21 protein-coding genes are annotated in these 17,464 nt (G+C 71.0%); 7 read left to right on the top strand and 14 right to left on the bottom strand.

Annotated features, from left to right (window positions below):
• On the bottom strand, positions 1–510 hold the full coding sequence (locus tag GNX95_RS06285; protein ID WP_163506178.1) for a PadR family transcriptional regulator: 510 nt from the start codon (positions 508–510) through the stop codon (positions 1–3).
• Positions 511–580: 70 nt separating this feature from the next.
• On the opposite strand from GNX95_RS06285, the gene GNX95_RS06280 reads away from it, so the two are divergent.
• Positions 581–1,090 (top strand): hypothetical protein, encoded by a 510-nt coding sequence (locus tag GNX95_RS06280; RefSeq protein ID WP_163506177.1) that lies wholly within the window; start codon positions 581–583, stop codon positions 1,088–1,090.
• Here GNX95_RS06280 and GNX95_RS06275 read toward each other — a convergent pair.
• Positions 1,035–2,426 (bottom strand): MFS transporter, encoded by a 1,392-nt coding sequence (locus GNX95_RS06275; RefSeq protein ID WP_163506176.1) that lies wholly within the window; start codon positions 2,424–2,426, stop codon positions 1,035–1,037. The two genes, GNX95_RS06280 and GNX95_RS06275, sit on opposite strands and share 56 nt — an antisense overlap.
• Entirely contained in the window at positions 2,423–3,004 is a 582-nt protein-coding gene (locus GNX95_RS06270; RefSeq protein WP_246281523.1) for a TetR/AcrR family transcriptional regulator, read from the bottom strand. The genes GNX95_RS06275 and GNX95_RS06270 overlap by 4 nt, the downstream gene beginning before the upstream one ends.
• Before the next feature lie 104 nt (positions 3,005–3,108).
• On the opposite strand from GNX95_RS06270, the gene GNX95_RS06265 reads away from it, so the two are divergent.
• From GNX95_RS06265 to GNX95_RS06255, 3 genes are read left to right on the top strand one after another with little or no spacing between them, the layout of a single operon-like run.
• Positions 3,109–3,951 (top strand): AcrVA2 family anti-CRISPR protein, encoded by an 843-nt coding sequence (locus tag GNX95_RS06265; RefSeq protein WP_163506175.1) that lies wholly within the window; start codon positions 3,109–3,111, stop codon positions 3,949–3,951.
• A 42-nt stretch (positions 3,952–3,993) separates the two neighbouring features.
• Positions 3,994–4,323 (top strand): ArsR/SmtB family transcription factor, encoded by a 330-nt coding sequence (locus GNX95_RS06260; RefSeq protein WP_163506174.1) that lies wholly within the window; start codon positions 3,994–3,996, stop codon positions 4,321–4,323.
• Positions 4,323–5,207, top strand: a complete 885-nt coding sequence (locus GNX95_RS06255; protein ID WP_163506173.1) for an SRPBCC domain-containing protein — start codon at positions 4,323–4,325, stop codon at positions 5,205–5,207. The genes GNX95_RS06260 and GNX95_RS06255 overlap by 1 nt, the downstream gene beginning before the upstream one ends.
• Here GNX95_RS06255 and GNX95_RS06250 read toward each other — a convergent pair.
• The 3 genes from GNX95_RS06250 to GNX95_RS06240 are packed head-to-tail and all read right to left on the bottom strand — an operon-like array spanning position 5,189 to position 6,459.
• Positions 5,189–5,707 carry a VOC family protein gene (locus GNX95_RS06250; protein ID WP_163506172.1) on the bottom strand — a complete coding sequence of 173 codons (519 nt, stop codon included), beginning with the start codon at positions 5,705–5,707 and terminating at the stop codon, positions 5,189–5,191. The two genes, GNX95_RS06255 and GNX95_RS06250, sit on opposite strands and share 19 nt — an antisense overlap.
• Positions 5,704–6,063: a PadR family transcriptional regulator gene (locus GNX95_RS06245; protein WP_222853423.1), complete on the bottom strand. Its 360-nt coding sequence runs from the start codon at positions 6,061–6,063 to the stop codon at positions 5,704–5,706. Before GNX95_RS06245 ends, GNX95_RS06250 begins: the two co-directional genes overlap by 4 nt.
• A gap of 27 nt (positions 6,064–6,090) precedes the next feature.
• Positions 6,091–6,459, bottom strand: a complete 369-nt coding sequence (locus GNX95_RS06240; RefSeq protein ID WP_163506171.1) for a VOC family protein — start codon at positions 6,457–6,459, stop codon at positions 6,091–6,093.
• A 116-nt stretch (positions 6,460–6,575) separates the two neighbouring features.
• Here GNX95_RS06240 and GNX95_RS06235 point away from each other — a divergent pair, with 116 nt between their 5' ends.
• Complete coding sequence (locus GNX95_RS06235; protein WP_163506170.1) at positions 6,576–7,328, top strand: ArsR/SmtB family transcription factor; 753 nt, start codon at positions 6,576–6,578, stop codon at positions 7,326–7,328.
• On the opposite strand, the gene GNX95_RS06230 is transcribed toward GNX95_RS06235, so the two are convergent.
• Complete coding sequence (locus GNX95_RS06230) at positions 7,323–9,257, bottom strand: AfsR/SARP family transcriptional regulator (protein WP_246281522.1); 1,935 nt, start codon at positions 9,255–9,257, stop codon at positions 7,323–7,325. The two genes, GNX95_RS06235 and GNX95_RS06230, sit on opposite strands and share 6 nt — an antisense overlap.
• A 79-nt stretch (positions 9,258–9,336) precedes the next feature.
• Here GNX95_RS06230 and GNX95_RS06225 point away from each other — a divergent pair, with 79 nt between their 5' ends.
• Positions 9,337–10,227, top strand: a complete 891-nt coding sequence (locus tag GNX95_RS06225) for an alpha/beta fold hydrolase (protein WP_163507878.1) — start codon at positions 9,337–9,339, stop codon at positions 10,225–10,227.
• On the opposite strand, the gene GNX95_RS06220 is transcribed toward GNX95_RS06225, so the two are convergent.
• The gene (locus GNX95_RS06220) at positions 10,186–11,100 is read right to left on the bottom strand and encodes a phosphotransferase family protein (RefSeq protein WP_163506168.1); all 915 of its coding nucleotides are present in this window, start codon (positions 11,098–11,100) and stop codon (positions 10,186–10,188) included. The two genes, GNX95_RS06225 and GNX95_RS06220, sit on opposite strands and share 42 nt — an antisense overlap.
• Entirely contained in the window at positions 11,097–11,864 is a 768-nt protein-coding gene (gene map, locus GNX95_RS06215) for a type I methionyl aminopeptidase (protein ID WP_163506167.1), read from the bottom strand. The genes GNX95_RS06220 and map overlap by 4 nt, the downstream gene beginning before the upstream one ends.
• Positions 11,865–11,916: 52 nt before the next feature.
• Between map and GNX95_RS06210 the strand changes: the two genes are divergently transcribed.
• A complete protein-coding gene (locus GNX95_RS06210; protein ID WP_163506166.1) occupies positions 11,917–12,186 on the top strand; it encodes a helix-turn-helix domain-containing protein in 270 nt (89 codons plus the stop codon).
• Between the two features lie 53 nt (positions 12,187–12,239).
• On the opposite strand, the gene GNX95_RS06205 is transcribed toward GNX95_RS06210, so the two are convergent.
• The 5 genes from GNX95_RS06205 to GNX95_RS06185 all read right to left on the bottom strand — a co-directional run bounded on the left by GNX95_RS06205 (position 12,240) and on the right by GNX95_RS06185 (position 17,463).
• Positions 12,240–12,965 (bottom strand): maleylpyruvate isomerase family mycothiol-dependent enzyme, encoded by a 726-nt coding sequence (locus GNX95_RS06205; protein WP_163506165.1) that lies wholly within the window; start codon positions 12,963–12,965, stop codon positions 12,240–12,242.
• Entirely contained in the window at positions 12,962–13,843 is an 882-nt protein-coding gene (locus tag GNX95_RS06200; RefSeq protein ID WP_163506164.1) for an alpha/beta hydrolase fold domain-containing protein, read from the bottom strand. The genes GNX95_RS06205 and GNX95_RS06200 overlap by 4 nt, the downstream gene beginning before the upstream one ends.
• A gap of 159 nt (positions 13,844–14,002) precedes the next feature.
• The gene (locus GNX95_RS06195) at positions 14,003–15,208 is read right to left on the bottom strand and encodes an MFS transporter (protein ID WP_163506163.1); all 1,206 of its coding nucleotides are present in this window, start codon (positions 15,206–15,208) and stop codon (positions 14,003–14,005) included.
• Between the two features lie 117 nt (positions 15,209–15,325).
• Positions 15,326–16,321, bottom strand: coding sequence for a substrate-binding domain-containing protein (locus tag GNX95_RS06190; protein WP_222853422.1), 996 nt, complete (start codon positions 16,319–16,321; stop codon positions 15,326–15,328).
• Positions 16,318–17,463, bottom strand: a complete 1,146-nt coding sequence (locus tag GNX95_RS06185; protein WP_163506162.1) for an ABC transporter permease — start codon at positions 17,461–17,463, stop codon at positions 16,318–16,320. Before GNX95_RS06185 ends, GNX95_RS06190 begins: the two co-directional genes overlap by 4 nt.
• Position 17,464: the final 1 nt, after the last annotated feature.

Genomic DNA, 17,464 nt, shown 5'->3' with positions numbered 1-17,464 from the left:
TCAGCCGCTGATCTGCGCCGGCAGCGCGGCGAACCAGTCCAGCACGGCGGTCTCGTGCCGGATGCCGAAGTCGAGCGTGGCGGCCGCGTACGGGTCGCCGGCGACGGACTCACGCGCGGCCAGATAGCTGGCCAGCTGTTGTTCGTGCCGTTGCCGGTGTTCGGCGATGACCGCGGCCAACTGCCCGGGCGCCAGGTAGCGGCCGAGCGCGATCGCGAGCAGCAGCGGATAGCGGATCTGCGCGTCTCCGGGGTCACGTGACAACCACTCGGCGAAGGCCTGGCGGCCGGCCGGTGTCAGCTCGTACGGCCGGCGCTCGCGGGCGCCAGGCGTGCCGGCACTGACCAGCCCGGCGCGCTGCAGGGCGGCCAGCTCGCGATAGACCTGGCTCTGCGTCAGGCTCCAGAAGTTGCCGATCCGGGCTCGTGCGGTGGCCATCAGGTCCCAGCCGGACATCGGGCCGTCGTGCAGGAAGCCGAGCAGCGAGGCGGCCGTCGCGTTCAGGTCCATCGCACTCCTTGACATTCCACTGTGGAAGGTGCTTCCCTCGATCAGACATTCCACTATGGAAGGTCGGGCGATGATCCGCACCTCGTTGCTGACGATCCACATCCTGTCCGGTGCCACCGGCATGCTGCTCGGCGCGTTCGTCATGTGGCGGGACAGTCGACTGCTACGCGGTGGACCGGTGCGTACGGTCAGCGGACGGGTCTATCTCGTGGCGGTCCTGGTGGTCTGTCTGAGCGCCGCCGTGCTGTGCGCGTGGTTCCGCCATGACCTGTGGTGGCTGGTCCCGGTGGCGGCCGCCTCGTATGCGCTGGCCTGGCTCGGTCGCCACGCGGCCGCCCACCGGTTCCGCCACTGGAGCCACGCCTACGTGCACGGTCAAGGCGGCTCCTACATCGCGCTGACCACGGCGTTGATCGTCGTCGCACTCACTGTCGACGGACCGGTCGGCGGTGCCTGGCAACTGCTGCCGTGGCTGTTGCCGACAGCAATCGGTACGCCACTGCTCGAGGTGTGGCGTCGTCGTCTCATACCCGCTGCAGTCGCGCCGGTCGTACGCGCACCGACGCGAGCGCGACGCTGACCACGGCGAGACCGGCCGCGATCCAGGCGGCCGCGGTGAAGCCCGGGTCGGCTGGAGTGAAGCGGCCGGCCGGTGTGTACGCGGCCAGGAGCAGGCCGCTGACCGCGCTGCCGATGGAAAAGCCGACGGCTCGGACGATCTGGTTGACGCTCATCGCCGCGGCCGTCTCCTCGGTCGGCGTGACCGCGAGGATCGCCTCCGGCATGGTCGCGGAGAAGCCGCCGACGGCGAAGCCGAGCACGCTCATCGCCACGATCGGCCAGGCGACCCCGAGCGTCCGCGTGCCGGCGAACAGGCCACCGGCCACGGCCACCACGACGCCGCTGGCGGCGAGCATGCGAAGCGGGCGTACGCGCTCGCGCAGCCGCGGTACGACCCGGCCGGCGACGAACCCCAGCACCGAGAAAGGAACCAGCACCAGGCCGGCCTCCAGTTCGGTGAGTCCATAGCCGTAGCCGGCTCGAGGCGGTGTCTGCACATAGCGCGTGATCAGGCTGAACAGCAGGTACATCCCGACGCCGGCGACGAACATGATCAGGTTGGCCCTGGCCACCGCCGGATGCCGCAGCGCGGTCACGTCGACGAGCGGCCGGCGTACGCGCCGCTCGACCGCGACCCAGCCGGCGAGCACGACGATGCCACCGGCGAGCAACGCGGCGGCGACGGCCGGTTGGTGCGTCCAGAGGTCGGTCTCGCTGGTCACCAGGAGCACCGCGATCAGGCCGATCGACAGCAGGCCGGTGCCGAGCCAGTCCACCGGCGTTCTCGCCGGTGACGGCTGGTCGCGGGGGATCGCCACGAACGCGGCGACCAGTGCGGCGGTGGCCGTCAGCAGGCCGACCAGGTATGCGACGCGTACGCCACCGACCTGCGTCAGCAGACCGGTCACCGGATAGCCGACGCCGATGCCGACGGTCGAGGCGACGGACAGCATCGCGATCGCGCCCGGTGCGCGCTCGCCGAGGTGCTGCCGCGCGATGGCCATCATCAGCGAGACCAGGCCGAGTCCGACGCCTTGCCCGGCACGGCCGGCCAACAGCAGCGCGAACGGTCCGGGCACGACGGTGGCGACGCTGCCAGCGACGACCACGGCGAGCGTGACCAGCACCACCGCACGGCGGTGGTGACCGGAGCCGAGCCGACCGAGCAACGGCACGGTCACCGCGCCGGACAGCAGCGTGATCGTCAGCGTCCACTGTGAGGCGGCCAGCGAGACCTGGTAGTCCTGTGCCACCGCGGTGATCAAGGGTGCGCCGAGGCTGCCGATGGCCACGGTGCCGAGCGCGATGAACAGCAGCGCGACCACCAGCGCGGTCTGCCGGCGGGCGGAGTTCACTGGTTGTTCTCGGTGGTCAGGTGCTCGAACAGGCCGGCCTGGATGCGGGTCCGGATGCCCCGTGCCCAGTCCGCGTCGACCTCGCCGACCTGCAGCGCGGCGGCCGTGTTGAGCAGCATGCCGTACGCGAGGAACGTCTTCACCGCGACCGGCGGCAGCCCGCTGCGCTCGGCCGCGGCCCACATCCGGGCCATCTGCTCGCGTACGATCTCGCGCACCTCCGGGTCGCCGCAGGCGGCGAAGGCCTGCAACTGGACCAGCAGCGCGGTCCGGTCGGCGAGCGCGTTGTCGTAGAACTGACCCATCGCCGCGACCGCGTCGAGGCCGGTCGCCTGCTGCCTGGCCTCGTCCATGCCGTCGGTGAGCCGGCCGAAGGCCCGCCGGACCACCTGCAGGAACAGCGCTTTCTTCGAGCCGAACAGCCGGAAGACGTACGTCTGCGTGATGCCGGCACGTCGCGCCAGCGCATCGGTCGAGGTGCCGTGCAGACCTGCCTGCGCGAACTCCTCCGCCGCCAGCGCCAGCAACTGCTCGCGTCGTTGGTCCGCCGACATCCGTTCGACCGCCGTTGATCGCATGACAGCATGTTAGCAGTTACTACCTACTAACAACTAACTTCGAGCGTAAAGCGCAAAACAGGGCCAGGCCAAGCACTTTGGGTAGCGATGGCATGATCCATGCGATGGGCTACCCGGATGCGCAGACGGCTCTGAAACGTGCCGACGAGCTGGAGGCGGACGTGGTGTCCGCGTGGCCGCGAGCGTGGCGGGATCTGGATCTGGTCCGGCTGGAGGACTCCAGCCACTGGCCGCAGTGGTGCCTGCTGCCGATCGCTCGTGGCGCGGCCCGTGTGGTGGCGCAGCCACCTGCCGACTTCGACGGCACGCACGCGCCGCCGCCACCGGTCGGCGCCGTCGCCGCCTACTACGCCTGGCGGTTCGCTCGCACGGCCTACCTTTTCGAGCCGGAGCTGGTCGACCGGCTCTGGCATTCCGCGCGTGTCGACCTGCCGACGCTGGACCGGTTCGTCAACCTCCCCGAGTGGTGCGTGTACGTCGTCGGGCTGCGTGAGGTGCTCGGCGCGGACGCCGCGTACGCGCATCTGGAGTACAACTTCCGCAGCGACCGGCCGGAGCTGCGGCTGCTGGTCGACTTCGGCGAAGGGGGACTGGAGCGGCTGCTGCCGGTCACCGTGCGGCTCGACGAGGTGTCGCTGTCGTCGGCGCTCGCCGACTACGGCGAGGTGGCCGGTGCGGTGGGCGCGTCCACCGAGCGGTTCGAGCAGACGATGTCCGGCCTGCTGTCGGTGATCAGCTTCCTGGCGTCACCAGAGGTGCGGTTGCTGCACAACGAGGACCCGGACCGGCGTCCGGAGCGTGGCCGCAAGCCGATCCGGCAGCGGACCGCCTGGTACGTCGGCGAAGGCGGCACGCCGTTCGCCGCCGCACCGGTCGCGCAACGTCCGCCGACGCCGGAACCCGAGCCACGCCACAGCGGCTGGCGGCTGTTCGGGCGCAAACGCTAACATTCCCTTGAAGGTATATTTCTTCCAGGGTATATTGAGGTCGTGCCGACGACCTTCGACGTACTAGCCGAGCCGAGCCGCCGGCGGATCCTGGATCTGCTGCTGGAACGGCCGCGCTCGGTCAACGAGATGGTGGAGCTGACCGGGATGACCCAGCCCGGCACCTCCAAGCACCTGCGGGTGCTGCGCGACTCCGGCTTTGTCCGGGTCCGCCAGGACGCCCAGCGCCGGTGGTACGAGCTGCGTACCGAGCCGCTGCAGGAGATCGACGCCTGGCTGCAGCCCTATCGCCGGCTGTGGTCGGACCGGCTGGACGCGTTGGAGCGCCATCTGGACACCATGCCTGACCTGCCATCGGACCGGGACGAGTGATGACCGAAAGCCTGCACCGCATCTTCGACCGCAACGTGCTGCGCATCGAGCGCCGCCTCACCCATCCGCCGGCCAAGGTCTGGCGTGCCGTGACCGAGCCGGCCGAGCTCAAGCACTGGTTCCCCGCGACGCCGAGCTTCGAGCTGGTGCCGCACGCGAAGATGACCTTCCGGTTCTCCGAGGACGAGGCAGAGCCATCGGTCGGCGAGGTGTTGGAGGTGGAGCCGCCGCGGCTGTTCGCCTTCTCCTGGGGTGGCGAGCTGTTCCGGATAGAGCTGAGGCCGGCCACGTTCGGCTGCCTGCTGGTCTTCACCCACACCTTCGACGACCGGCCGAAGGCCGCCAGCTACGCGACCGGTTGGTCGCTGTGCCTGGACGCGCTCGCGGCCGCGCTCGCCGGCGGCGGTGAGGTCGGCAGCTGGTCTCCGGAGCTGCATGAGGCGTACGTCATGCGGTTCGGTCTCGACTACGGCTCGGCGGCCGACGGCGTCGTACGGTTCGAGCGGGTCTATCCGGTGCCGCTGGACAAGGTGTGGTCGGAGCTGACCGAGTCCGAGACGCCGGCGGTCGGTGGCGAGCCGCCGCTGCCGACGACCAACGGATACGTGCCGACCGGCCCGGTCACCGCGGTCGAACCGTCACAGCTGCTGGAATACCAGTCGGGCGAGGGCCGCGTACGGTTCGAGTTCGCGCCGGATCCGACCGGCGTACGCGTCACGCTGATCGACAGCGCACCGGACGATCCGGCCGTGTCGCTGGCCGCGTGGCACGTGCACCTGGAGTCCTTCGGCAAGCACCTGCAAGGCGTGGACGTGTGTCCGTGGCCGGAGCGGCGCACCGAGGAGCTGCGTCAGGCGTACGCGGCTCAGCTCCAGCCGCGCTGATCCTCCGGCACGTCGGCGGGGCTGTTCGGATGTCCGCGCTCGGCGCTCCACCGCCGGGCCCGCGTGCCGGTCTGCTCGGCGGACAGGTCGTCCTTGCGCAGCCCGAACGACCACCGGTGGCCCTGCGGATCGACCACCTGCGCATACCGGTCGCCCCAGAACGTGTCGACCGGCTTCATCGCCGGCTCGGCACCGGCGTCGACGGCACGGTTGAACGTGTCGTCCACGTCGGTGACGAAGATGTGCAGCATTACCGGCGTGCCGCCGATCGTCTGCGGCGAGCGCATCTCCATGTCCGGGAACTCCTCGACCAACAGCAGCCGGCCGCCGGCGACCAGCAGCTCGCAGTGCCAGATCCGGCCGTCCGGGCCGGACTGGCGCTGCAGCTCGTCCGCGCCGAACACCCGCTGGTAGAAGGCCACCGCCGCGGCGACGCTGCGTACGACCAGGTGTGGCGTGACGCCGGGAAACTCCTCGGGCGCGAGGTCGGCGGCGGTCATCCGGTGACCTTTCGGTGCAGGATCTCGACCGGCTGGATGCCACGTGCGCGTGCCGCGGCGAGCAGGACGGCGAGCCGGCCGGCCTCCTGCGCAGCGGCCTGCCGGCCGAGATCGGTGATCTGGTAGCGCCGGCGCCGCTCGCTGCGCCGGTCGGCCGGCTCCTCGGCCGGCTCCTCGTCGTCGTCGATCTCGGTGATCAGGCCGTCGACCCGCATCCGCTGCAGTGAGCGGTAGAGCGTGCCCGGGCCGAGTTGGACGAGGCCGCCGGTGAGAGCGGCCACGTCGGACATCAGCGCGTAGCCGTGCCGCTCACCGCCGGCCAGCGCGAGCAGCAGGGCGAAGATCGCCGGTGTCACATCACTCCCGTGGTCTAGCCGAAAACCCTAGTCCGCGCGCTCGCCGACGACGAAGTCGTTGCCGTCCGGGTCGGTGATCTTGACCCAGGTGCTCCATGGCTCCTCGAACGGACCTTCCACCGCGACTCCGGCGGCCTTGAACTCGTCGTAGGTCTTCTGCGCATCGTCGCACACGAGCGTGAAGGTGGCGCCCTTGCCGAGCAGGTGCTCGAAACCGTCCTGCGCGGGGAACAGGTTGATCCGGTCGCCGGCCGGCGTCTTCACCTCGATCCACCGCCGGCCCGGGCTCATCTCGGCGTCGGTGTGCGGGGTGAAGCCGAGCTTGTTGACGAAGAAGTCGCGGGCGGCCTCCTGGTCGGAGACGTAGTGGCTGTGTACGCCGATGCCGGTGATCACGATGAGCTCCTTTATAACCGCAGTAGTTGGTATCCGTGATGGATAATATCCACAGTGGATAGTAATTCGCAACCGCTTCGGCGGCCGCCGAAGTGTCCTGGACGTACGGTCGGAGAATGGCGGAACAAGCGCTATCTGCCCGAGAGCCGGACATCGCCGCGACGGCCTCCGCGATCGGCGACCAGTCGCGTACGAAGGTGCTGTCCGCGCTGGCCAGCGGCCGCGCGCTGCCGGCCAGCGTGCTGGCGAGCGAGGCCGGGGTGAGCGCGGCGACCGTCAGCGGTCACCTGGCCAAGCTGCTGGAGGCAGGTCTGATCACGGTCGAACGGCACGGCCGGCACCGCTACTACCGGCTGAGTGGTCCCGAGGTCGCGCACGTGCTGGAGGCGCTCGCGCGGATCTCGCCGCCGCTGCCGGTCCGCTCGCTGCGCGCCGGCACGCGCGCCAACGCGCTGCGGCGGGCGCGCACCTGCTACGACCACATCGCCGGCCGGCTCGGTGTAGCCCTGATGACCTCGATGCTGACGGAAGGCGTGCTCGCCGGCCACGACGGGACGTACGTGGCGGGTCTGGACAGATTGTCCAGCGCTGGACAGTCTGTCGATTACCGCGTCACGGGCCATGGCCGCGACTGGCTGGCCGACCTCGGCGTCGTCGTCGACCGCATCCCGCGACGCCGGCCGCTGGTGCGCTATTGCGTGGACTGGAGCGAGCAGCGCCACCACCTGGCCGGCGCGCTCGGCGCCGCGCTCGCCGACCGGCTGTTCGAGCTGGACTGGCTGCGCCGCGCGCCGAGTCCACGCGTCGTACTCGTCACCGACGCCGGACGCGCTGGCCTCTCCGACAGCTTCGGCATCGACGTCTCATAGCCGCTTCAGCCAGTCGGTGGCCCGACCGAGGGTGAGTACGCCGCTGCCGGCGCCGAGCAGTTCGCCGGCGGCCGGCCGCAGTGCCTCGTACGCCTCGGCGGCCAGCCGCCGGTTGCCGACCGCGACCGCCGCGTGGCCAGCCAGGCACCAGCGGACCTCCAGGAAGTGGTCCGGTGGCGGCGCTGGCAGCGAGGCGAGCGCCGTCCGCGCCTGGTCGTGGTGGCCGCTGGCGACCAACGCCAACGGCCGGCACCACGGCGCGTACGCACCCCAGCCGATGCCGGGATCCGTCGGCGCTGGCCGGCTGTGCAACAGGCAGATGCTGAGCCGCGCGAGCGCCGGCAGGCCGTCGGCGAAGCCCGGCATGCCGGTCTCCGGCAACCGCTCGGCCGCTGTGCGGTAGGCGCGTGCGACCGCGACCGGATCCTCGCCGGTGGCCGCGGCCTTCATGCACCGGAACCAGTCGGTGAACACGGTGACCAGCGGCGCCTCGTGGTGCCGCGCCAACCGCTCGGCGGCGGTCGCGTGGCCGTCGGCGCCGTCGAGGTCGCCGGCCGCGGACCGGGCCTGCAGCCGGATCAGGTGTCCGAGGATCTCGTACGTCGTGAGGCCGTGGCGTGCGGACAGCTCGACGATCTCGGCGCCGATCGCATCGCGGGCCAGCGCCTGCCCGGCCTGCCGGAACGACTGCATGAAGCGGCCGTTGAGGGCGAAGGCGAGCACCGCCGGATCGCCGAGTCGCCGCGCCAGCTGCTCCGCCTCCTCGGCCGCCTCCAGGCCGCGCGTCGCCGCGTTGGCGCGGCTCTCGACCGCGATGGTCGCCAGCAGCCGCGCTCTGGTCGAGTCGGCGGCGGAGGGTCCGAGGGCCGTGAGCGTACGTTCGGCGGCCGCGACCACCTGGCGTGCCTGGTCGGGGTCGTCGGACCGACTCCAGATCGCCGGCACGTCGAAGCCGCCGATGATCCGCGCGGTCAGGTCGGCGTCGCCGGTGCGCTCGGCCGCCAGGATCGCCGCCAGCCGCTCCTGCCTGGCCGCCACCAGATTCGGTCCGCTCGTGACGGCCAGCGTCCGCAGCAGGTCGACGGTCGACCGCAGGTGCGTACGCGACCCCGGCGTGACCGTCCGCTCGTACAGCGCCGTCGCCGCGTGCGTGTCACCGCCGTGCAGCTGCGCAGTCTGCAGATGAGCGGCGTGGTTGAGCAGGTCGACCTCGAGCTGCCGGAGCCGGCCGCCGGCGTCGACGCCGAGCTGGCCGGCCAGCAGGTCCTTTGCTCGCTTCAGCGCGGCCAGCGCGTCGCCTTGGCGGCTGTCGCGATAAAGCGCGACGGCCAGCAGACGCCACGCGTCCTCGCGCCACGGACTCTCCGCGACCAGCGTCTCCAGGTCGGCGATCGCGGGTCCGGCGGCGCCGAGGTCCAGCTGGGCCGCGGCACGCACCTCGGCTGCCTGGAGGCGGAGCTCATCGAGCCGCCGTCGCTGAGCCCGGGCCCAATACGCGTCAGGGAAATCGGCGTAGGCGCTGCCTCGCCACCAGCCGAGCGCGAGGTTCACCGCGTCGACGGCGTACCGCGGCGAGGCCGTACGAGCCGACGACAGGGCGTCCTCGAAGCGGCGCGAGTCGACGGCGTCGCGGCCAGCCCTGAGCGCATAGCCGGTGCCTTCGGAGGTCAGCAGGCGTGACGGCGTACGCGGCGGCCGGTCCGGCTCGAGTGCGCGGCGCAGCGCGGCGACGAACGTACGCACCGCGCCGGTGGCGTTGGCCGGCGGCTCGTCCCAGAGGTCGTCGATGAGGCGGTCGAGCGGCACAACGCGGTCGTCGGCGGCCAGCAACCGCGCCAGCACCTCGCGGTGGCGGGGACCGCGCAGATCCACCGCCACGCCGTCCGGCGCGACGACGCGTACCGGACCCAGCACCTGGAACGACAACACCCCAGCATTGTGCCGGCGCGCTGATCGGTTGCTGATTGGGCCGCGCCATGATGCCGGAGTGAGCACCGAAAAGACCAAGATGACCATCCCCGGCTTCGACTACCAGCACGTTCCGGTCGCCGACGGCGTGTCGCTGCATGCCGCCATCGGCGGCACGGGGACTCCGATCGTGCTGTTGCACGGCTTCCCGCAGACCCACCTGATGTGGCGGCACGTCGCGACGGCGCTCGCCGCCGAGCACACCGTCATCTGCCCTGACCTGCGCGGATACGGCGAGAGCGACAAGCCGGCCGGCACCGATCCGCAGACCTACTCCAAGCGCACCATGGCCGCCGACATCGTCGCGCTCTGCGGGAAGCTCGGTCACGAGCGGTTCGCGCTCGCCGGACACGACCGAGGAGCGCTGGTCGCCTTCCGCGCCGGACTCGACCACCCGGCCGCGGTCAGTCACCTGGCCTGCCTGGACGTACTGCCGACGCTGGACATGTGGCAGGTCATGCACGGCGTGTCGGCCAGCGTCGGCTTCCACCTCTACCTGATGGCGCAGCCGGCCGGCCTGCCGGAGCAGATGATCGCCAACAGCGCGGACGCGTTCTTCGGCTACTTCCTGGACGCCTGGGGCGCCGGCATCACGGCGGACGTACGCGCCGAATACCTGCGTGCCAGCGCGGCCGCCGTGCCGTCGATCGTGGCCGACTACCGAGCCTCGGCCACCGTGGACGTCGAGCAGGACCAGGCCGACCTGGACGCCGGTGCCACACTGCGGATGCCGGTCACGGTCATCCAGCAGGACTGGGGTGCCGCGCTCGGCTTCGACGCCGCGCAGCTGTGGCGGCGCTGGTCGCCCGACCTGCGGCACCTGACCACCAAGGCCGGCCACTTCATGGCCGAGGAGGCGCCGGAGGAGATCACCGCGGCGATCCGCGAGCTAGTCGCGCGGGACCCCGCTCCGCAGCCACCCGCGGACTAGTCCGGCGACCTGGTCGGCGACCGGATGGCCGACCGGCCGCGTACAGAGGTCGCTCAGCGCGAACATGTCCAGGACGCGACCGAGATAGGCCCAGTCCTCCGGCAGCGCGTACGGCTGGTGGTCGGCGAACCCGGCGCGGAAGCCGGCCAGGAACCCGGCGGGGTAGTCGGCGCCGAAGCGGACCATGTTGGCGGCGTCGCCGTACGGACAGCCGGCATAGCCGAACTCCCAGTCCAGCACGGCGTCGACCCGCCAGCCGCCGGCGGCGGGAGACACCAGGATGTTCTTCGGGTTGATGTCCGCGTGTACGAGCCGGCGCTGGTCGTCGATGGCGGCCAGGGCCGGCGCGTGCTCGGCGCACAGAGCTGCCCACGCCGCCTTGCTCGCCGGGTCCAGCCGCTCGTCCGGCGTGGCTTTCATGCTTGAGGCCGCGAAGTCCGCCAGCTGTGCCGACCACGGTGGCTGGTCGGCCACCGTCAGCGCGGCGTCGGCGAAGAAACCGGGACGGTCGAAGGTAGCCGTACCGATCGCCGCCACCACCCGGCCGACCTCTCGGCCGAGTGCCCTCGGATTCTCGCTGGTCAGCATGTCGGTCAGCGGCGCACCGGACACGAACTCCAGCAGCATCGCCGCACGCGTCCGCTCGGTAGCGGCCACGATGTCCAGGACGCGCGGCGTCGGTACGTACCGGCTGCCGGCGGCCATGATCGCCGCCTCGATGGCGGGGTCCGGTCCGCCGAGGCGGGCGACCACTTGGCCGCCGGCGTAGCGGACCAGGCAGGTCTCGTGGGAGAAACCGCCGGCCAGCGTGGACGTGTCGGTGACCTCGCGGCCGAGAGCGGCGGCGACGCGGTCCAGCTCCTCCGGCGTCACGGCAGCGTGAGGATGAGCGGTCCGTCCTCGGTGATCGCGACGGAGTGCTCGAAATGCGCTGCGCGGCTGCCGTCGACGGTCTGCAGCGTCCAGCCGTCGGGTCCGGTGACGTATTCGTCCACGCCGCCGGCGATGAACATCGGCTCGATCGCGAAGGCCATCCCGACGCGCAGCTGCAACCCGCGGCCGGCGCGGCCCTCGTTGGGGACGAACGGATCCTCGTGCATGGTGCGGCCGATGCCGTGGCCGCCGAAGTCACGCGGAATCCCGTAGCCGGCGGCCCGGCCGAGGTCGCCGACCGCCGCCGAGATGTCACCGAGCCGGCCGCCGTCGACCGCCGCCGCGATGCCGGCGGCCAGGCCGCGCTCGGTGGTGGCCAGCAGCTCGGCGTCGCCCGGTCTCGGCTCGCCGACGACGAAGCTGATGGCCGCATCGCCGGTCCAGCCGTCCAGTGTCGCGCCGCAGTCGACGCTGAGCAGGTCACCCTCGGACAGCCGGTACGAGCTGGGAATGCCGTGCACGATTGCGTCGTTGACCGACGCGCAGATCACGCCGGGGAACGGCGTCGGAGCCCAGCGCGGACGGTAGTTCAGGAACGGCGAGGTGGCGCCGGCGTCCTTGATCACCGCGTGCGCGACGTCGTCGAGCTCCTTCAGCGACGTGCCAACCGCGGCCGCTTCGCGGCACGCCGCGAGCGCGCGACCCACCACTCGTCCGGCCTCACGCATGGCGGCGATCTCGGCCTCGGACTTCTGTTCCACCACGTCTGCTCCCCAGCATGGACCCAATAGGTATACCGGTATTATTATCACGCTCATGGTTCGCGCACCGCTCACCCCACTGGACCGCGCTCGCGGCGAGCGCCTCGGCGCGCTGTTGCGGGAGGCTCGCGGCACTCGCAGCATGCCGGAGGTGGCCGCGATGGCCGGCATCTCGGCCGAGACGCTGCGCAAGATCGAGACCGGACGCGTACCGACGCCGGCCTTCTTCACCGTCGTCGCGCTGGCGACAGCGCTGGAGATCCCGCTGGACACCCTGGCCGAGCACTGCGCCGACCCGCCCGGCATCCACCAGGTCCCCGCCTAAGTGGTCGCATGGCCACCATGCGTGCGTTGGACGCACGCATGGTGGCCATGCGGCTATTCGAGGTTGGGCCAGGCGACGAGTGCCTCGATGGTCCTACGGTCGCCGGCGACCTGCAGCCGGTCCAGCGGCACACGCTTGTAGACGGCCAGCAACAGGTCGCTGGCCGAGCCGGTCAGCGTCGCGGCGCTGGCGGTGGCGTCGGTGCGGCGCGCGCCCTTCTCGCTCAGGTCGAGGTGCCAGGCCGGCCCGTCGGTCGCGCGCAGTGCGAGCCGCACTGGAGGATGTGGCCACGGACCCGACGAACCGAGCGTGACGGCGATGAACTCCTCGATGCTGTCGGTGGCGATCTCGGCCGGGATCGGCTCCGGCCGTTTCGCCGCGTCCTGAGCGTCGTACGCGTGCACCGCGGCCTCCTGCACCTGGTGGCGAGCGACCGCCGCGACCGTCTCCGGCGCGCCGGAGCCGGTCCACCACGTCCAGCACGGCTGATCCGGCTCGGCGGCCAGCAGCGCGTCGAGCAGCCGGCCGGTGCATTCCTCCGACCATGCCAGCAGCTGGCCGCGCACCTCGCGATCGCCGAGCGCCTCGTCCGACGGTCGCTCGCCGTCGCTGTCGACCGCCGCGGCCCAGAACAGCTGGACGGCGCCGAGGTGCGCGACCAGGTCGCCGGAGGTCCAGGCCGGACAACCCGGCACCGCCGGCGTCTCGTCGGTCACCGCCGCCCGCAGCGCGGCTGATCGGTCGGCCAGCTGAGCAATCCAGTCGTCGAATCCAGTCACCGGCTCTTCCTACCAGCCGGGTCCGACAGCCGACCCACCCGCGCCAGGAAGGTCGTCGCGACCGACAGGTGCCGCTCCGGCGGATAGAGGACGGCGGCGTTGAAGGCGTGCGGCATGTCCCGGTAGAGGTCCAGGCTCACCCGGACGCCGGCTTCTGCCGCCAGTTCGCCGAAACGGCGTACGTCCGCCAGCAGCACCTCGTCGGTGCCGACCGCGAGCGTCAGCGGTGCGAGGCCACCCAGATCGCCGTACGCGGGGGACTGCGGGGCCTCGTCCGGCCGCGCCCCGCCAAGGTAGGTGCTGCCGACCGCCGCCATCGTGCCCGGCCGGATGGTGTCGCTGCTGCCGTCAGCCGTCGCCGCGGCGCTGCGGTCGGAGAAGTCGGTCACCGGTGACACAGCGAGCGCGTGGCCTGGCTGCGGATCGCCGTTTTCCTTGAGCACCAACAGGGTCGACAGCACCAGCGTGGCGCCGGCCGACTCGCCGGCGAACATGACCGCTTCGGCCGGTACGCCTTGGTCAAGCAACGCGCGGTAGACGGTGACGGCGTCCTCGATGGCCGCCGGAAACGGATGTGCCGGCGCGAGCCGGTAGTCGACGCGGAACGCCGGTCGCGCGGTGGCCTGCGCCAACCGGTAGGCCATGACGCGTTCCCACAACCGGTTGCTGTGCGCGAAACCGCCGCCGTGCAGGTAGACCGTCACACCGTCGGCGGCTGACTGGCCGCGGACGCTGAGCCAGTCGCCAGGAACGCCGCCGGTGTCCAGGACCGGCGCCGGATCGGCGTCCGGATCGAGCATCGGCGGATCACTGAACAGCGCGCCGAGCTGCGTTCGCAGATCGTCACCGTCGCCGGTGTCGAGATGAGTGATGTCCATGTTTCCCTTCGACAAGTCGACAAGAACGGCTGACATATCGAAGCGACGAGGCGGTCCACGAGCCGCCGGCCTCACTCAGCGGCCGGGAGCCTCACTCGGTCATGGCCATGGGCCGACCCGGCAGTCACGCGTCCAACCGTAGCACCGGCCAGCCGGAGCTCAGTGCTGGTCAGGCGGCGCGAACCGCGGCACCGCGATGACGATCGCGACCAGCGCGCTCGCGACGGCGGCGACCAGACCCGCGTACGCGCCGGCGCGGTCGGCTAGCACGCCGGCCACCGCCGAGCCGGCCGCGTAGCCGACCGAGAACGCGGTGACGATCCAGGCAAACGCCTCGGTCACCGTGCCGGCCGGCGCGAGCTTGTCGACCAGCACGAACGCGCAGGCCAGCAGCGGCGGCAGGAACAGTCCGCTGAGCACCGCGAACGGCAGGCTGGCCCAGATGTTCGGCGCCAACAGCAGCGTCGCGTAGCCGATCGCCAGCAGGCCGACGACGATCCGCAGCCTCGCCGACTGGTCGCGGCCGCCGGGGACGGTGGTGTACGCGAGGCCGCCGATCAGCGCGCCGAGACCGTTCGCGGAGACCAGCCAGCCGGCCGCGTCGCGCGCGCCGGCCTGTTCCGCGTACGCGGTGATGGCGACGGTGAACGTGCCGACCGTGCCGCCGGCGAACAGAATGACCACCAGCAGCCGGACCAGCTGTCCGGACCGCAGTGGCCCGGCCCAGTGTCGCTCGCCTGGCGTGCCCCGCCAGTGCCGGGCCGGACCGGCGGTCGCGAACCAGACGGCGCCGAGCAGGCCGACCACGGCGGCCACGTACACGCCACCGGCGCCACCGAAGACGGCGATGGACCCGACGACGACCAGCGGACCACCGACGAACAGGACCTCCTGCGCGGCCGCGTCGAGCGAGTACGCCGCGTGGACGGCCTTCTGATCCGGCAGGACGGCGCTCCACAGCGCACGCAGGCACGGCTCCAGCGGCGGAGTCGCGGCGCCGGCGACGAACACCAGCAGCATCGCGACGACGGCGAGATGCGGGATGTCCAGCAGGCCGAGCGCGGCGAAGGCGACCGAGGCGATGACGGCCGAGCCGATGACCACCGGCGGCTGCCGCGTACGGTCGACCAGGCGCGCGAGCACCGGACCGCCGATCGCCTGGCCGATGGCGAACGCTCCACCGAGCGCGCCGGCCAGCGTGTAGTCGGCGCCTTTGTGACGAGCCAACAGAACCAGCGCGAGCGCGGCCATCCCGGTGGGCAGCCGGCCGAGCAGGACCGAGCCGAGCAGCCGCGGCACGCCACGTGCGCGCAACACGTCGCGCACCGGCCGCGTGTTGCGCGCGACCGCCGTCAGGACCGACAACGGAGAGTTTCCCAAGATCCCATGGCTGTCAACCTAACAGCGGCTGCCGGCCGGGCCGTCAACATGGCGGCGGCGTCACAATCGGACTCCGATTGCGACGCCGCCGGCTGTCGAACGCTACTTCTTGTTGGAGAAGTCGTACTTCTGGTAGAGCTGCTGCGCGTTGGCCGGGGTGACCGGCTCGATGTCCAGGGTCTGCTTCTTGTTGACGGTCTTGCCGTTCACCAGCGCCTCGACCGCGTCAGCGGCCTCCTTGGCACCGGTCGGATAGATGAAGGTGCCGTTGAGCTGCCCGAGCTGGACGGCGCGGATGCCGCCGTCCGGGATGGCCAGGCCGTCGGTGCCGATGAACTTGATCGCCTTCTGCTTGTTGGCGGAGGAGGCGGCCAGGTACGCGCCGAGCGCCATCGGGTCGTTCTCGCCGTAGACGAGGTCGATCTTCAGGCCCTGCGCGAGCCACTGGTTCATCACCCGGGTGGCGTCCTCCTTCAGCCACTTGGCTTCGCGCTTCTGGATGACCTTGATCTTCGGGTTGGCCTTGATGCCGTCGTTGAAGCCCTTGTCGCGGTCGATCTGCGGCTGGTTGGACAGGATGCCCTGCAGCTCCACCACGTTGCCGCCGTTGGGCAGCAGCTGCGCGGCGAGCTGGCCGGCCTTCAGGCCGGCCTGGTAGTTGTCGCCGCCGATGAAGGACGAGTAGCACTGGGTGTTGACCGTACGGTCGAGGATCACGACCGGGATCTTCGCGTCACACGCCTGCTGCACCGCGGCGGTCAGCGGGGCCGCCTCGTTCGGCGAGACGATCAGCGCGTTGACCTTCTGCTGGATGAACTGCTGCACCTGCGACACCTGCGTGCCGGAGTCCTGGTGCGCGTCGGTGATCGGCAGCAGCTTGAGGTCGGGATACTGCTTCACGAAATACTGCAGCTGCAGGTTGAGCTGCGCGCGGTAGGGCTCGGCGTTGTTGGACTGCGAATAGCCGACGACGAACTGCTTCTTGCCGTTCGCGCCGGTCTGCGCCGGGGCCGGGCCGCCGGCGGTGGAGGCACAACCGGCCATGGCTACGAGGGCGGCCGCCGCTACGGCGAGGCGGCCGAGGTTGGTACGGATCACGACTTACTCCCGGTTGTCTGGCCCGAAGGCGCTGACGCTGTGGTACGGCCGAACGTTCGTCGCAGGAAAGCGGCGAAGCTGGAGATCAGGTCGGGCCGCTGCAGGACCACGGCGACGACCACGATGAGGCCCTTGATGATCAGCTGCAGGTTGTCGCTGACCGCGTTCAGGCCGAGGACGTTGTCGAGCAACGTCAGGATGAGTACGCCGACGAAGGTGCCGACGATGCTGCCGCGGCCACCGGCGAGCGCGGCGCCGCCGATCACCACCGCGGCGATCACGTCCAGCTCGTAGCCGCTGCCGGCCAGCGGGTCCGCGGACGCGCTGTAAGCGGCGTCGATCGGACCGGCGAAACCGGCCAGCAGGCCACAGATCGTGAACACACCGATCTTCACCCGGTCGACGTTGATGCCGGACAGCCGCGCCGCGGTCTCGTTGCCGCCGACCGCGTAGATGTGCCGGCCGAAGGTCGTCTTGGACAGGATCAGCTGGAAGACGACACAGGTGATGACGAACGCCAGCACGGGGTAGTAGACCCCGGCACCGAGTACGCCGGTGAACAGGTTGTGGCCGGGCGTACCGAAAAGCTGGAACTGGTCGGCGTGCTCGCTGAGCTTGCCGGTCGGTCCGGCCACCTGGGTGCCGACGCTGACGTTGTTGCTGATCTGCCGGTCCAGGCCGCGAAACACCGACAGGGTGGCCAGCGTCATCACGAACGGCTGGATCCGCAGCCAGGTCGCGCCGGCGCCGTTGCAGAACCCCATCGCCGCGCCGGCCACCGTACACACCGGCAGGATCACCCACGGCGGCATGTCGGCGTTGACCAGCAACAGAGCCGAAACGAGCGAGGCGAGGCCGAGCATCGAGCCGACCGACAGGTCGATGCCGGCGGCCAGGATCACCAGCGTCTCGCCGACCGCCAGGATGCCGCGTGAGGCGAACGCGCCGACCGCGTTGGTGATGTTGGCCTGGCTGAGAAACACGTCGCCCTTGGTGGCGATGCCGAGGATCAGTACGAGCGCCAGGCCGACGTAGCCCTGCAGCGAGCCGAGCGTGGACAGCACGCGCTTCCAGCGCTCGCCGCCGGTCGGCGTCGCGGCGACCGTCGCGGTCGTACCACTGCCAGTGCCTGTGCCAGCCAAA

It is taken from the genome of Fodinicola acaciae (assembly GCF_010993745.1).
Lineage (GTDB): Bacteria > Actinomycetota > Actinomycetes > Mycobacteriales > HKI-0501 > Fodinicola > Fodinicola acaciae.
The sequence above is the reverse complement of the archived record's forward strand: the minus strand, read 5'-3'. Positions and strand labels throughout refer to the sequence as shown.